General features: G+C 42.0%; 10 protein-coding genes. 1 reads left to right on the plus strand and 9 read right to left on the minus strand.

Annotation, left to right across the window (positions count from 1 at the left end):
• Positions 1 to 94 precede the first annotated feature (94 nt).
• From eboC to scyA, 9 genes are all read right to left on the minus strand, one after another.
• Positions 95 to 1,003: a UbiA-like protein EboC gene (gene eboC / locus I8751_RS17325; protein WP_214440371.1), complete on the minus strand. Its 909-nt coding sequence runs from the start codon at positions 1,001 to 1,003 to the stop codon at positions 95 to 97.
• A 5-nt stretch (positions 1,004 to 1,008) separates the two neighbouring features.
• A complete protein-coding gene (locus I8751_RS17330; protein WP_225894212.1) occupies positions 1,009 to 1,917 on the minus strand; it encodes a TatD family hydrolase in 909 nt (302 codons plus the stop codon).
• Positions 1,918 to 2,000: 83 nt separating this feature from the next.
• Positions 2,001 to 2,693, minus strand: a complete 693-nt coding sequence (locus tag I8751_RS17335; protein WP_214440372.1) for an EboA family metabolite traffic protein — start codon at positions 2,691 to 2,693, stop codon at positions 2,001 to 2,003.
• Between the two features lie 241 nt (positions 2,694 to 2,934).
• Positions 2,935 to 4,116 carry a scytonemin biosynthesis PEP-CTERM protein ScyF gene (gene scyF, locus I8751_RS17340; RefSeq protein ID WP_214440373.1) on the minus strand — a complete coding sequence of 394 codons (1,182 nt, stop codon included), beginning with the start codon at positions 4,114 to 4,116 and terminating at the stop codon, positions 2,935 to 2,937.
• A gap of 173 nt (positions 4,117 to 4,289) precedes the next feature.
• Complete coding sequence (locus I8751_RS17345) at positions 4,290 to 5,696, minus strand: ScyD/ScyE family protein (RefSeq protein ID WP_214440374.1); 1,407 nt, start codon at positions 5,694 to 5,696, stop codon at positions 4,290 to 4,292.
• A 93-nt stretch (positions 5,697 to 5,789) separates the two neighbouring features.
• On the minus strand, positions 5,790 to 7,073 hold the full coding sequence (locus tag I8751_RS17350; protein WP_214440375.1) for a ScyD/ScyE family protein: 1,284 nt from the start codon (positions 7,071 to 7,073) through the stop codon (positions 5,790 to 5,792).
• Positions 7,074 to 7,140: 67 nt separating this feature from the next.
• Positions 7,141 to 8,112 (minus strand): scytonemin biosynthesis cyclase/decarboxylase ScyC, encoded by a 972-nt coding sequence (gene scyC, locus I8751_RS17355; protein WP_214440376.1) that lies wholly within the window; start codon positions 8,110 to 8,112, stop codon positions 7,141 to 7,143.
• Between the two features lie 25 nt (positions 8,113 to 8,137).
• Positions 8,138 to 9,199, minus strand: coding sequence for a tryptophan dehydrogenase ScyB (gene scyB / locus I8751_RS17360; RefSeq protein ID WP_214440377.1), 1,062 nt, complete (start codon positions 9,197 to 9,199; stop codon positions 8,138 to 8,140).
• Between the two features lie 191 nt (positions 9,200 to 9,390).
• Positions 9,391 to 11,259: a scytonemin biosynthesis protein ScyA gene (gene scyA, locus I8751_RS17365; protein ID WP_214440378.1), complete on the minus strand. Its 1,869-nt coding sequence runs from the start codon at positions 11,257 to 11,259 to the stop codon at positions 9,391 to 9,393.
• Between the two features lie 1,351 nt (positions 11,260 to 12,610).
• Between scyA and I8751_RS17370 the strand changes: the two genes are divergently transcribed.
• Entirely contained in the window at positions 12,611 to 14,566 is a 1,956-nt protein-coding gene (locus I8751_RS17370; protein WP_214440379.1) for a scytonemin biosynthesis sensor histidine kinase, read from the plus strand.
• Positions 14,567 to 14,611: the final 45 nt, after the last annotated feature.

The following is a 14,611-nucleotide window of genomic DNA, read 5'->3' on the forward strand; positions in this document are numbered from 1 at the left end:
CACTGACCACTGACCACTGACAAAATTCTATCCCCGTATTTTCTGCGGCAATCGCCAATAAATATCAATCAGTCCAAATTGTAAAATTTATGCTTTAAGTCACTGCAAACACTTGTGCCAGTTTGATCGAAATGAGTAGCAGGCTGAGAACTAGCAAGCCGTAGAAGAAACCTGCAAAACCCGCTGCTATAGTACTATCTAGAACAATCAGTGATAAAACTCCAGCTTTAACTGCAATACGGATTTGCTCTGGGGTAGGTTTGCGTACTGCTTGGATAAAAGGAAACAATACCCGCGCAGCAAACACAACTACAAATGGTAATGCTGTGAGAAGTCGATAATTTGTTAACAGCCCTAACCCTAACAGTCCTGCAATAACTATCAAAATTAGCGATAGCGCTACTAACGCAGTATTTAGCTTTGCGCCGTGTACTTCACCCCGACTGAGGATAGTAATCGCAGCAATATACACTATGGGAATCAAAGCTAAAAACCAATATTCTCTAAGTACCATTGGCAAGATACTTGCACCCAATAACAAGTTACCTCCACGGCAAACTCCCATATTGATGGGGCCAAGAATAGAGTGATGCTTGCCAAAGGCATCATACAACAGAGCAAAAGACGCGATCGCGATCGCCACAGTTGCACTTAACCAAGAGACTTGAGCCGCTGCTGCTACACCTACACTTAAAAGCATAATACCAAGTAAAGTTGCCCCGTTTCGAGACGCTCTACCACTAGGTATCGGTCGCTCTGGTCGTTCTTTGGCATCTAGTTGGGCATCAAATACATCATTAAATACAATTCCCCCACCGTATAAACCAGTAGTAGCTAGTAGCAACCATAGCAGTGGAATTATATTGAACTGATTATTGAGAACAAAATACCCCGAAGCAGCAAAGCCAGCCATGATATCTGCCCATGCAGTGATAATATTGGCAGGTCGCATCAATTGCAGATATGCCCACCAGGGGTAAGAAGTTAATGTTGCAGTGTTCATAATTCTCATTCAATTAGGGCGTAATCATGGCGCGACTCTACTAATGGTTGTTGTCCTCGCAGTACAGAATTATCATTGAACAACTGTCGCTGATCGATGGGAGTTGGATTCAACCAGTCAGATTCTTGGATTTGACCGCTTTGGCTGTAGGCTGCCAGAGCATTTTGATAACAAACTTTTTGCACATCAGCTTTTGCAATTCCCCGTTCCAACATTAATAAGGCAGTCTTAGGTACAGCTAAAGGATCGCTAACTCCCCAATCCGCGCTACTATCTACGATGATGCGATTACTTCCATACTCCCGAACAACTTCTACCATACGAGCATTCCCCATTTTGGTGTTGGGGTAAATTGTGAAAGCCGCCCAAAAGCCTCGCTCTAAAACTTCTGCAACAGTCTCTTCATTGTTATGATCTACAATTACTTGCGATGGCTTTAAACCATGTTCAATACACACATCCATACTGCGACTTGTACCCGCTTTTTTGTCACGATGGGGTGTATGAATCATCACTAACATATTTAGTTCTTTCGCCAGTTCTAACTGTAGGCGGAAGTACTTATCTTCGGCTGGTGTCATGTCGTCGTAGCCAATTTCACCAATGGCAACTACACCCTCTTTACAAGCATATAGAGGTAATAATTCCATTACTTGTTCTGCCAAAGCTTCATTATTCGCTTCTTTAGAATTTAAGCCGATTGTGCAGTAATGCTTAATACCAAACTGTGCAGCCCGGAATCTTTCCCAACCAACCAAACTACTGAAATAATCTTGGAAAGAACCAACATTAGTACGCGGTTGCCCTAACCAAAAAGCAGGCTCAATCACTGCTACAATTCCCGACTTCCGCATCATTTCATAATCATCAGTTGTGCGGGAACTCATGTGAATGTGAGGATCAATATACATCATAATTTTTAGTATTAATCAGGTAAATTCTTTGAGGTAAATTCTTTGTGCCTTTGCGCCTTTGCGCCTTTGCGCGAGACATTCATTCATACCACCAATCGCCAGAGTTCAGCAGGTATAGAACGGTTAGCGCTATGACGTTCATGAGCATAATCAACTACCATCCTCGCCAACTCTGGGTTAGCACGAGAATCCAACCCCTGAATTAAATGCAAAGGACTACCTACAAATAAAGCTTTTAATATCATCTGGTTCCATGCCAGAGTATCAAAATATTGCGCTGGATAGGGGTTTTGTAAAGCGATCGCATTAAAAACTGCTATCATATTGCTGCGGACTCCTTCAGCAGCCCTCTTTCGTAGCCGTTCTGGGTAAGGTAGCAGGGGTAAGGCTTGATATAGTGCGACTAATTCTCCGACATCAGCAGTTGTGAATACTTGTTCTAGGGTGTGTAAGTATTTCTCTACATCATTGTGTGGCAGAGTTAATACTAATAATGTCCGAGCCGCTTGATCCACACTCCAATTACCAGGAAACCAGCCTGTTTGAATTGCCGAAGCTGCTTTTAAGTCTTTTAAAGTTAGGTTTAGTTGTTTTTTGCCTGTGTAACGTGGCACAGCGCTGAATGCAGTGAAAAATACTCGCGTACTAGCACCTTTAGCAATCTGCTCTTGCTTTTCATCTAGCCAAGTGACAGCTGAGTGAGTAACTTGCAGTAAAATCCAGTGACGCAGTAAGTCGGTAATACTAGTTAAATTTAGATGAATTACAGCAGACATGACATTACAATTATTTACATAAATTTTGAGGGCTTCTTGTTCCCTGTCCGACGAGAACAAGAAAAATTACCGTTCTTGTTTAAGTCTTTACTCCGCGTTCCCTGTGTCTCTGCGGTTAAAAAAGATGAACCACAGAGACAAGGCAGCGTGTTAAGCGGGTTCTCGACTTGTAGCGATTGCCGCGCAAAGAGCCCTGAGACACCTAGAGAGCTACTTCTAAACTTTAAACACTAGTCTTTTTTTATGCTTTCTCTAAACTAACGATTGACTTTTGCTGACGACGTTTCCTTAACGTGACAGTAGTAGCTCCCAGCCCAAGTAACGTTAGACCTAATGCTGAGCTAGATTCAGGTACTTTAGCTCTGTCTTCTATGTTTAGCACTTGGACGCGACCTTGGAAGAAATCACCCACATAAAGCTTGTCATCTTTGAGGGTTGTACCACCCGTCCAGTTAAATCTGCCGGGAGTGAGGTCAAGGGGATTGCCAAAAGGAGGGCCAGTGAATGCTGGAGGCGGGACTGGGTTCCCTGACGCATCTAGGGCTGGTTGACCGAAGGAAGTCAAGAAATTACCGTTTTTATCAAACACCTGTACGCGGCTATTGATAGAATCAGCTACATAAATATTTTCTTCTTCGTCCACTTCGATGCCAATTGGCTGAAGAAACTGTCCAGGTTCGCTACCTGCTGAACCAAATGCCAATAGAGGATTACCATTTGGATCGAGTACTTGAACGCGGTTGTTATACTGGTCAGCTACAAAGATATTTCCACTAACTGGGGAAATTCTTACACCTGCTACACCTTGAAATTGTCCAGGTGCAGTGCCTCTAGTACCACCAATGGCACCAATTTGCTGTCCGTCTGATGTGTATTTAAGAATCCTTTCGCCGTTAAAATCACCAACGTACACGTTGCCATCCTTGTCAAATGTCAAACCAGATGGCCCAAAGAACAATCTACCTTCTACCAGAGGGGTAAATTCTCCATTTGCAAAAGATCTAATAAAGTTACCTTGAGAATCGAATTGATTGATGCGGTTGTTGTAAACATCACCTGAATACAGATCCCCTGTTACTGGACTAAAGTCTACAGTTGTTGGCTCGTCAAACTGCCCAGGTCCTGTGCCGCCGGAGCCAATTGCTCCAATATACTGACCGCTAGGATTAAATATTTCAATTTTGTTACCGAGGTCGTAGTTAGGAGTACCATCCGGGTTAACACCGCGTCCGTTAGCTATGAGGGTATTCCCTTGGCTATCCACCGCTATACCTTGGGGAACAAATAGTTCGCCAGGGCCGAAGCCAGGACTGCCGATACTTCTGTCGTAAGTTAATGTTACAGCATTGGCTTGGGCTGCTGTCGCCAGCACCATGAATCCAGTACCGAGAATGCCGATTGATAAGTTTTTGACTAATCCCATGAGTTTGAAGTCCTGGTTGTAGGAGTGTATACTCTTTCCTAGACTAATATTCGTTCCCAGTCCTAGTTCGGGAACCCTAATATTTGGGCTGCTGCCTCCTGTTTGAAATGCAACTTTCTGTGTGAGGCAGCAGCCTATTTTCTAACCATTACCTGACGCTAGGTAATGAGGAATTAGACTATCTCTGCTTTGGGTAGCAACTCTTCACCCAACTTGTCTTGGCGTTTACGCTTGGCGATCGCACTGGTTGCGCCTACACTAGCAAGTGCTAATAAACCAAGTATTGAAGTAGGTTCGGGGACTTTTTGGGTAACAAGACCATCCACCCGAACAACCTGCCCGTTTTCTGGGCCGACACCACGGTTGGTAATATAAATCTTGCCGTCAGGGCCAATATCTATTCCATCAGCCGAATCTAGCCCTTCACCTGCTGAAACCAGTGTTGTGCGAGTGCCGTCAGGAGCAACTTGGATCAGAGATCCAGGTAGATTTGTGATGTCACCGTTTAACTGGGACTCGTCACTGAACTGTAAGACCAGCAAATTGCCTTTCTCATCAAAAGTTAAGTCGGTAATGTGCGTAAACCCATCTAGAAAAACCTCTGGGTTCCCATCTTCGCCAATGCGGAAAATCCGTGATTGATCTTCTGGATAAGGAAAGCCCGTATATTCACCAACGTAGAAAGCTCCATCGGGGCCAATTGCGCCACCTGTTGGTACTGATTGAATCGCTACTTGTCCTCCAGGAAGTATCTCTACTAACCCTGGAAGTAATTCTACTAGGTCTGGAGGTAATTCTTCCCCTGGTGGCGCAGATGGCAACACTGAGGCACTAGTGATTTTCTTAGGAATTGCGATCGCTTCAGAGTCACTGCCATCAAGTTTAATTTTATAAGCAGCATTTCCACCTCCATCAACGACATAAGCAGTATCGCCATCGATAGTCAGATCGTAGGGATTGGTAACTACATCTTGACCATCTGGATTGTTGATAATTTCATACTTGCCAAAGTCGAAAATACTGTTGAGAGAGCCGGTATTCAGGTCAACTTTGTATAGTTGTGCTAACTTCGGGGCATTCAAAACTTCATCGGGTGCGGATGGCGGGAAAACGTTAAGTTGCGTTTCTGGGATAGGGTATTTGGAACCAAGTTCAAGTGTTTCTTTATCGCGGTTTCCAGGATATCCAGCAAACCCAGTTAAAAGATAAGCATTTCCTAAAGAGTCGAATTGCAGATCTTGAATACCAGCTCCTTGGTTGCCGGAGGGTTGTTCTGCGACAGACTGAAAGTTAGTGAGTAAACGCGTTTTGGTACCGTCTGGTGAGACTTTAACGAGTGAACCAGTATTGCCTACACAAAGAGGCTGAAATATTGTACTTGGAGATGGTTGGCAATTCCCGTTTCCTCCTATACCTGGTTCTGCCACGTATAGACTTCCATCAGGGCCAAAGCTATTAGCCCGTGCATTACTGATTCCATCGACAATTGTCGTTAGTGTTGCAGCTTGTACAGATGGCGTTCCACAAATAGCGGCAAAGCAAAATGTAACAGATGTAAGAGCAAATGATTTGAGCTTCATGTTTTTCGAGATTAAGAGTTAGTAGTTGGGGTAAGTTTTTATGGTTTTAGACACAACTAATCCCAGGTTTTGGGGAACACAAGGTGAAACTTTTTACTTGAGCGCCAGTACTTTATTTGCGAACATTTTGTTGGCTCTGTTTTTTTGCCAACAACCAATGCCCAAAGCGGCGATCGCGAGTAGACCTAAAGTAGAATTAGGTTCAGGTACAGATTTAATATTTTCAATTCTCAGAACTTGCCCATTTCCAGGACTACTGCCTCGATTGGTGACGTAAATTGCACCATCAGCACCAATAGTCAAAGCACTTGGCGACTCTAAACCGTTGCCACTTAAGAGGGTTGTCCGAGTGCCGTCAGTAGCTATTTTGATTAAAGAACCTTCTAAATTGCCCTTCCAAGCCGACTGATTGGCGTACTGCAAAGCATACAAATTACCTGCTGGATCAAACTCCAAGTCTGTGAGTTGAGTAAAATTATCTGCATAGATAGTTGTTTGACCATCAACACCAACGCGATAAATTTTTGCGCGACCTTCTGGAAAAGGGAAACCAGTAAATTGGCTGACGTAATAAGCACCGTCGGGGCCTTTGGCTACACTAGAGGGTACTGCTTGACTGGGAAACTGTGACGGCGGTACTGCTTCTTCCTGAGATGGTACTTGTGATGGTTCATTAGATGGAGAACCAGAAGGTGGGAAGACTGGATTCGTCAATATATCTTGGGGAAAAACAGTAACTGTCTGTAAATTACTGCCATCAGTCTGTACACTCAGCAAGTTGTTTGCACCCGCATCAACTGCAACCAAAGTATTGCCATCAATTAACAAACTCAAAGGATTGCTAGCTAAATCATTGCCGTCGGGGTTGTTAACGAGTTCATAGTTAGCTAAATCGGCAACACTTGTCCAGGAATTGGTGTTAAAGTCAGCAGTGATGATTTTTCCTAGGTCAGTGTCACCTAAATTGCGATCGCGAAAGTCTGGATTAGCCGAATACCCAACCAAAATATAAGGCTGACCTGTGGCATCAAATTGGATATCACGAGCCCCCCCGGCTCCAGTACCATCTGGTAATGCTAAAGAAGGAAGTCCTGTCAGTACACGCTCTTGCTTACCATTTTTAATCCTGGTAACTGCACCGTTTGTGCCATAACATAAAGGATCGCCTTGACCACTTGATGGTGGAACACAAGCTCCATTGCCTCCAGAACCCGCCTCTGTTACGTAGAGATTACCGTCAGGGCCAAAACTGAGACCTCCTGCATTGTTCAGACCATCAGCAATTACCTTAAATGATGCCGCTTCCGCAGCTTTCATTCCAGAAAAGGCGGCAATACAAAAAGCGAGAAAAGTAATTGTCAGTTGTTGCAGTTTCATATTTTATCTTTTGTCAGTTGTTAGTAGTCAGTTGTTAGTTGTTTTTCTACTGACCACTGACCACTGACTAGTGACTAGTAACTAACTCCTCTTGAATTTTTGGTAAATAGCTCATTCCCCGGTCGAATGATTGCAGATTGCCAGCTTTAGCTTCAAGCAAACGTTTAATGTTCATACTTTCAGCCCCAAAGTCTTCAATCTGAAGTTTGCCGTGGGTAACAGTTCCATCGGCTTTCCAGAATGTAATTCGGTGCAGGATAAAACCAGAAGCTTCTGGATCAGCGAAAGCATAAGCGGTGGGGATGAGTAACGCTACAGAGCGCTGATAATATTCATAATCTGGATAAAAGTGTTCTTGTTCAAGTAAGTAGTATTTACTCAAACTATGAACTCGCACAGAGACTTTTACCTTCTGGTCATATTCATCTTTGAATTCGCCTGATCCATCGGTAATGTTGCCATCTGGTCGTAGCAAATGCGCCCACTCATCGATGTTTTGTAAGTCTTTTAAGTATTCAATGCCAATTTCAATTGGGGCATCAACATAGATAGTATCAGTATCAATAAAATAGCGCCCTTTTGCGGCTGTGGTATGACCAGCTTTGCGTTCCAAATTACCTTTAAGAGAGCGACATTCGGAAGTGTGTACTGTGTGAATCCCCTGCATAATCATTTGAGTTTGACGTTTAGGATCGACAAAACTCAACCAATGAAAGTACACACCTTGTTCGTCTGTTCCTGGCTCAATGTAGTCGGTGGGGAATAGCAAAACAGGGTAAACTTGAAAATATTTTTGATACTCTAACCCGCAGTGCCATTCAATGCCGTAGAAAAGCGGATTCTCTAATTTCTTAACGTGATAGTAAAGATTTTTGTGATAACCAGATGCCGTGCCCAACCAAGTATCTTCGTCAACTTGCTCTTTCATCCGGCTATAAAGTGTCCATTCGTCTAAGTTCTTTAAACTACAAAGGTAGTCGAAGGCGCTCTTTGATGAAGTAGCGATATAAGCCGATGTTGCAAACGTATTTTTTTCCACTTCTCACTCCTGAATAAAATAAAAATTAAGCTGCGATCGCTTTAGTCTTGCTGCGTTTGCCGCTTTGAATGCGGTCTTCTGCTAATTGCCTAGCGGCATCATTAGTTGTAATTTCTTGTTGTTTAGCAATATCAAAAATTGCTAACAATGTGTCGTAAATGTTATGCACTTGCTGGAAAGCTTTTGCTTCGTCATAACCAATCATTTCGTTATAAACATTAATTAATCCTCCAGCATTAATTACATAATCAGGAGTGTATAGAATGTCTTGTTTTGCAAGCATTTGGCTATGCAATTGCTCATTACCTAATTGATTATTAGCTGCACCAGCAATAATCTTGGATTTCAAAAAAGGAATTGTGTGACTATTAAGAGTTCCTCCTAAAGCACAAGGTGCGAAAATATCTACATCAAGAGAGTAAATTTCTTCTGGCTCTACTACAGTTGCAGTAAATAGGTTTTTTATTTCTTCTGCTTTGACTGGATTGACATCACTCACATAAAGCTTTACGCCTTGTTCATGTAAGTGGCGACAAAGGTTTTTTCCAACATTTCCTAAGCCTTGGACGGCAACTTTCATCCCCTCAAGGTTTTCGCTTTGCCAACGGAATTTTACAGCGGCTTTAATACCTAAGAAAACTCCCCAGGCTGTGATGGGAGCAGGGCCACCAGACTTTTCAAATACGCCGACTACATGATTAGTTTCTTGGCTAATAGTTCGCACGTCTTCAGGAGTAATATTGACATCTTGTCCGGTAATAAAACGACCATTAAGGCTGTCAATAAAGCGTCCATAAGCTCTTAACAAGTCATCTGTTTTATTTTCAGGGTTAGCAATAATTACTGCTTTTCCTCCGCCGGCTGGAATGTTAGCACAGGCGGCTTTATAGGTCATTCCCCGACTTAAACGAAGCGCGTCTTTTAAAGCAGCTTCTTCGTTGATATAAGGAAATAATCTTGTTGCCCCCATTGCTGGGCCTAAGGTCGTGCTATGGATAGCGATAATTGCCCTAATATCTGGGTTTTTTCCATGACAAAAGAGAACTTGTTCATGACCCATTTCTCTAACAGTTTCAAATAACAGCATTTTGGTTTCTTAGCTATTGATGTGGGAGTAGTTGCAATACTGTTCGGTTAAGACAGTGATCTATCGAAAATACCTTAACCGAACCGTAATGAGAGTAGTTGGGATGGTTTATCTCAGGTAGAGAAGACACAGATGAATAAATAGGGTAAATCTATTCATCGGATATGGGTTTGTTTGATAGTGTCTGGATGTCAAACTGATGGGAATGAGACTGCTTTGGCTGGAGTTTTGGTTGGACTGGATTTAACTCCTTGGGCTGCCAAACTCTTGTTACGTCCACCAGAGGGTGCAAGTCTATCGGGATCAATTACTACATCAATTAAAAAGGGAACCTTTGCAGCTAGTGCTTGTTCTAATGCAGATTCGAGATCTGTCTCTCTTACAACTGCGATCGCTTCGGCTCCCATACCACGAGCAATCATGGCGAAGTTTGTCACTGGCATTGTGGCATCTGCACCTTTTAATCCCAGTATTTTCATCCCTTGATGGCACATGTTGTAGCGAGCATCGTTAAGTACAATCCAGATGGCAGGAATTTTGTATTTAACGGCTGTGCTAATTTCATTATTCATTAGCATTGCTCCATCGCCTACAATAGCTACGGCTTTGCCATTGCGTGCTTGCGCTGCACCTAAAACTCCTGTGACGGCGTGACCCATTGCGCCAACTCCGGTACTAACTCGGTAACGATTAGCTTGGGAAAATTGCAGGAAATGAGTTGACCAAGTAAAGGAGTTACCACACTCTGCCATAACTACAGCATCGCTACCCTCAACGATTACCTTTTGAATGGCTGCCATCAATACTTCTGGTCGGACGGGATAATCTATATCTAGATCTAGGGGAACTTCTTCGTGTTTTGGACGAGGTAATGTCTCTACAGAAGGCGAATCAGTCTCTGGCCAATGCTTTAATAGTTCCTGCAAATAGGTCTTGATATCAGACCGCACTGAGAAGGTTTCAGCGTAGGGATAAGCTACTCCTGGTACTTCTGGGTCTATATCTACATGTACGAAACCTCTGGGAGGAACCATCGCTGGACTCCAAAAAGAAGTCGGTTCACCAAGACGGGTTCCCAGTACAAGGGTGCGGAGTGGTGGTTGTTCTTGCATGTAGGTAAAGACGGAAGCATGACCGCCTAAACCTGTGACACCTATATATTGAGGATGATCTTCAGGAAAGATGCCTTTGGCGCGGGGTGAGGACATGACCGCTGCACCAGTTTTTTCGGCGAGTTGGCGGATTTCTTCTGCTGCTTCCCGCGCCCCAAAACCTACCCAGATCGCAAAGCGGCCAGCAGATAGTAACTCTACAGATTTAGCGATCGCTTGTTTATTCGGTGCGATCGCGCTATGGGGTATATCTAATTGCGGCCAGGATACATCTTCAAGCAGACTTGTTTGTACACCAGTAGGAATGCTCAAATGAGCTACGAATCCTCCTGGCTGGGCTAAAGCCAAAGCCAGTTTGCGGAAAATTTGCGGTAGTTGTGCAGCAGATTCGATAGTGATTGCATAGTTGAACAATGCTCCCGATGTAAACATTCCCCCACTGGGTAATGTGTAGCTGCTAGTCTCTTGAATTGCCCAGCGTCCGCGATTTTGTGCTGAGGTGCAAGCTGATACTAAAATTACCTTTGCACCTTCACCACGGGCAGCAAATAAACCTGTCAGAGAATTGGTGATCCCCGGCCCTGCTGTGGTAAATACTACGGTAGGGCGATCGCTAGCAAAATATGCCTCAACCGCTGCAAAAGCAGCTCCTGCTTCATGGCGGAAGTTCAACACTTCTATAGAGCTATTTGACAGTGCGCCCCACAAACTAGCCATTGCACCCCCAGCAACACCAAAAGCGTAGCTCACTCCCAAGTTTGACAACATTTGGGCAGTTGCATCTGCGACTGAAGGCGTTGGGTCGGTACCGTCAGGCAAAAAAGGCTGAATGCCATTCTTTCCTGACTTGTCCAGCTGATGAGATTCATCTAACGCAGATTCTACATATTTGCTGTATGGCTCAGTGGTGATGAGAGGAGAGTTTGAACCAGTATACTTTTTACTCATTGCTTTCACTTAATTTCAGAAACTTGCACAAAGATTGACTATTTCTTGCCCAGATTCTTTGTAATATCTAATACAAACAACTCTGTTGTTTTTGATGACTATAACCAAGCTTAGTTGATAGCAAAAATAGCTATGGCTTTTGATTGCTGCTTTATAGAACTGCTTTCAAGGCCATTTAAAAAACTTTATAAAAAGAGCAAAACAATCAAGTCTGTGCTTCTAGAAACCAGAATATCGGATGTGAACACTGATTTACAATGAAGAATCTGTTGATGGGGTTGGCAATTCTTTTGCTTTTGTTACAAAACTGGTCGAAATTCTCATTTAACTGCTGTGCAAAATTGAGACGTTGTGATTCTTAATAAAATAAACTCATATTTGCAATGAATAATCTTTTGACAAAATTATCAATTCTTTTGCTTTTGGCAAAATTGATGTTTGGGTATAGTTGTGAAGCTTTTTTATCCCATTGACATTAAGTATTCATTTATAAGCGATCGCTCTGAATTTCTACGCTTTACGTCCAGTAAATACTGATTTGATGTCAATCAAATCTGTTTGAGCTTAGGTAATAAAATTTGGCTAGACTAGAGTTGGCTACCACTAAACACCAGTATCGTAGCAGTCTTTACGCGATCACTAAATAGTCTTTACAAAATTTTGACATTTTCTTATGTCAATCAAAATGACTGATGTAAATATCTAATCTTTCCAAGGAAAAATTACTAAAAACTCAATACAGACCTGCCCAAAAATCTATTTCTAATGATAGATGACTAACACGTTATTACCATCGATGCCCGTACTTGATGTACGTTTTTTTGCAAAAATCTGCAAATACTGGTGCTTTTTTGCAATATAAATGTACTCCTTGTTACGGATGACTAGACACATTCTTCCATAGTTAAATTTCTGAGAGGGTAAATTAAGAAACGTTAAGTACTTACACTTAAGGAGTAAAACATGCAGTCGTAATCCAGTAATAACTAGGTCAGCAGACCTAAATTCACAATTTAAGTAGTTTTACATCGTTATTGCTTTTGGCCTAAATAAAGGTGAAAGGCTAAAAACTCTAACCACTAATTATTAGTTAGATCGATATTTATCTAAATAGATAGCATCAAATAGCATTATTTTTTAAATTTATATGTTCTGATACAAGTAAAAATATTGAATTTATTGGTATAGTTGTATCAAGCAAAAACCATCAATAACTTACTTTAATCCACAATATAGTTCATTTGTTTTTAACAAGCTCATACTGCACTAATAGTTGTAAAAAACAATGATTATCAGTTTATTAATGGCTGTGGTGCTGACTTAAAATACTGAGGAGTAAGTAAGTAGGGATATGAATTCTGGCGATTATAGGTTAGCTCGATCCAACTCTCAACGGGCAATGCAGCCAGAAATAGAGTTGAGGTTCGCTCATTTTCTGATCAATCAAGCTGTAGACGCTGCCTTCTGTTTGGGAGCCAACGGGCAGTTTCTCTATGTTAACGATGCCACTTGCCAGATGACTGAGTATTCTGGTGAAGAATTACTCTCAATGACGCTGCATGATATAGATGTAGACTATTCTCTACACAACTGGTTAGATATCCAATCACAGGATTCTTTTACCTTTAAATCTCGTTATCGGACAAAACAAGGTCGAATATTTCTGGTAGAAATATCCATTACCTATATAGAAGATCAAGGTAGGAAATTTGGCTGTGCTTTTGTGCGCGAAAAGAGTAATGAAGTGGTAGATGTGAGCGTGCAAAAATGGATTAATGAACTAAGGGAAAGCAAAAAAAAATTGCAGCAGGAGGTTTATCAACTCAAGGCTAAGGAAGTAGAACTGGAAACATCTATATCTATACTTCGTTCTACTCTTGAATCTACTGCCAACGGTGTGATTGCGGTTAACTTTGAGGGAGATATTCTCAGCTTTAATCAGAGATTTATAGATATGTGGCAGATTCCAGAGTCTCTGATACTCTCTAAAAAATGTCCTCGATGTAAAGCTTTTTTTGAGAACCAACTTAAAGATTCAGAAGCGTTTAATCGGCTTGTTTGGGAAGTTTCTAGCCAATCTGACTTTGAGAGCTACGACATTTTGGAATTAAAGGATGGCAGAGTCTTCGCGCACTACTCTCAGCCTCAGCGGATTGATGGGAAAATTATTGGCAGAGTATGGAGTATTTGGGACATTACTGAATTTAAACAAACTGAAAAAGCACTAAGGCTGAACGAGGCTAGATTTCGGACTCTGGCAGAGACTACCGATGCTAGCACTTTCTTGATTCAAGGCACACGGCTTTGCTATATCAATCCCGCAGTAGAGCTACTCACTGGCTACACAAGAGAAGAACTATTGACTGGTTTTGATCTTCGCCAACTAATTAAAAACAAAAAACGTAGACAAGTACGCAACCGCAATGAAATAGGTAACTTTGAATATCAGGAGATAAATATTCTCACAAAAAACGGTACAGAGCGCTGGCTGGCTTGCACAGTAGCAGTACTAGATGGAGTGCTGGATTTTGGGAATAAACCAGTGAAACTAGTTGCAGGGATTGATATCACCGATTACAAATATGCGGAATCAGAGCTTAACCAGGCTCTAGAACAAGCCAAACAACTAAGTGAACTGAGAGCGCGTTTTCTGTCTATAGTCTGTCATCAATTCCGCACACCGCTAAATATTGTTTCATTCTCTAATAGCTTACTCAAGCGACATATCTGCGAATGGACAGAGGAAGAAATACGACCGTTACTCGATAATATTCAAACAGCCACCGAACATATCAGCCAAATGGTGGATGATATATTGTTTTTTTCTAAAGCAGAGTCTGCAAAAATCAACTTTGAGCCAAGACCATTGGAACTGGTTCAATTCTGCAATGATTTAGTGGCACAAATGCAGATGAGTAGTAGTCAGTGCCAAATCAATTTTGGCAGTCAATTAGACTGCTTAGTAGCCTGCATGGATAAAAAATTGCTAGAGTCGATTTTAAAAAATTTACTCGATAATGCAATTAAGTATTCTGCATCCAACAATACGGTTGATTTTCAGCTTTGGTGCGAAAGGGAACACGTGATTTTTCAAATTAAAGATCAGGGAATTGGGATTCCAGTTGCGGATCAAGAGTGCTTATTTGAACCATTCTACAGAGGTAGCAATATTGATGATATTCCTGGTACTGGGCTAGGGTTATCAATCCTCAAAACTCTTGTGGACTTACATAAAGGTCAAATTAATGTAGAGAGTGAAGTTGGTGTAGGCTCTAAGTTTACTGTGATTTTGCCATTAGCTCAATGAAAATCTATCAACTTCATTCCCGCTGAATACTCAGCTTAGATTTGC

Origin of the sequence: Atlanticothrix silvestris CENA357, assembly GCF_016056295.1 — a bacterium.
Classification (GTDB): Bacteria; Cyanobacteriota; Cyanobacteriia; order Cyanobacteriales; family Nostocaceae; genus Atlanticothrix; species Atlanticothrix silvestris.

Bases quoted from the DNA above. Each gene is read 5' to 3' on its own strand.
- eboC (WP_214440371.1), bottom strand. From the start codon at position 1,003: ATGAACACTGCAACATTAACTTCTTACCCCTGGTGGGCATATCTGCAA.
- I8751_RS17330 (WP_225894212.1), bottom strand. From the start codon at position 1,917: ATGATGTATATTGATCCTCACATTCACATGAGTTCCCGCACAACTGAT.
- I8751_RS17335 (WP_214440372.1), bottom strand. From the start codon at position 2,693: ATGTCTGCTGTAATTCATCTAAATTTAACTAGTATTACCGACTTACTG.
- scyF (WP_214440373.1), bottom strand. From the start codon at position 4,116: ATGGGATTAGTCAAAAACTTATCAATCGGCATTCTCGGTACTGGATTC.
- I8751_RS17345 (WP_214440374.1), bottom strand. From the start codon at position 5,696: ATGAAGCTCAAATCATTTGCTCTTACATCTGTTACATTTTGCTTTGCC.
- I8751_RS17350 (WP_214440375.1), bottom strand. From the start codon at position 7,073: ATGAAACTGCAACAACTGACAATTACTTTTCTCGCTTTTTGTATTGCC.
- scyB (WP_214440377.1), bottom strand. From the start codon at position 9,199: ATGCTGTTATTTGAAACTGTTAGAGAAATGGGTCATGAACAAGTTCTC.
- scyA (WP_214440378.1), bottom strand. From the start codon at position 11,259: ATGAGTAAAAAGTATACTGGTTCAAACTCTCCTCTCATCACCACTGAG.
- I8751_RS17370 (WP_214440379.1), top strand. From the start codon at position 12,611: ATGAATTCTGGCGATTATAGGTTAGCTCGATCCAACTCTCAACGGGCA.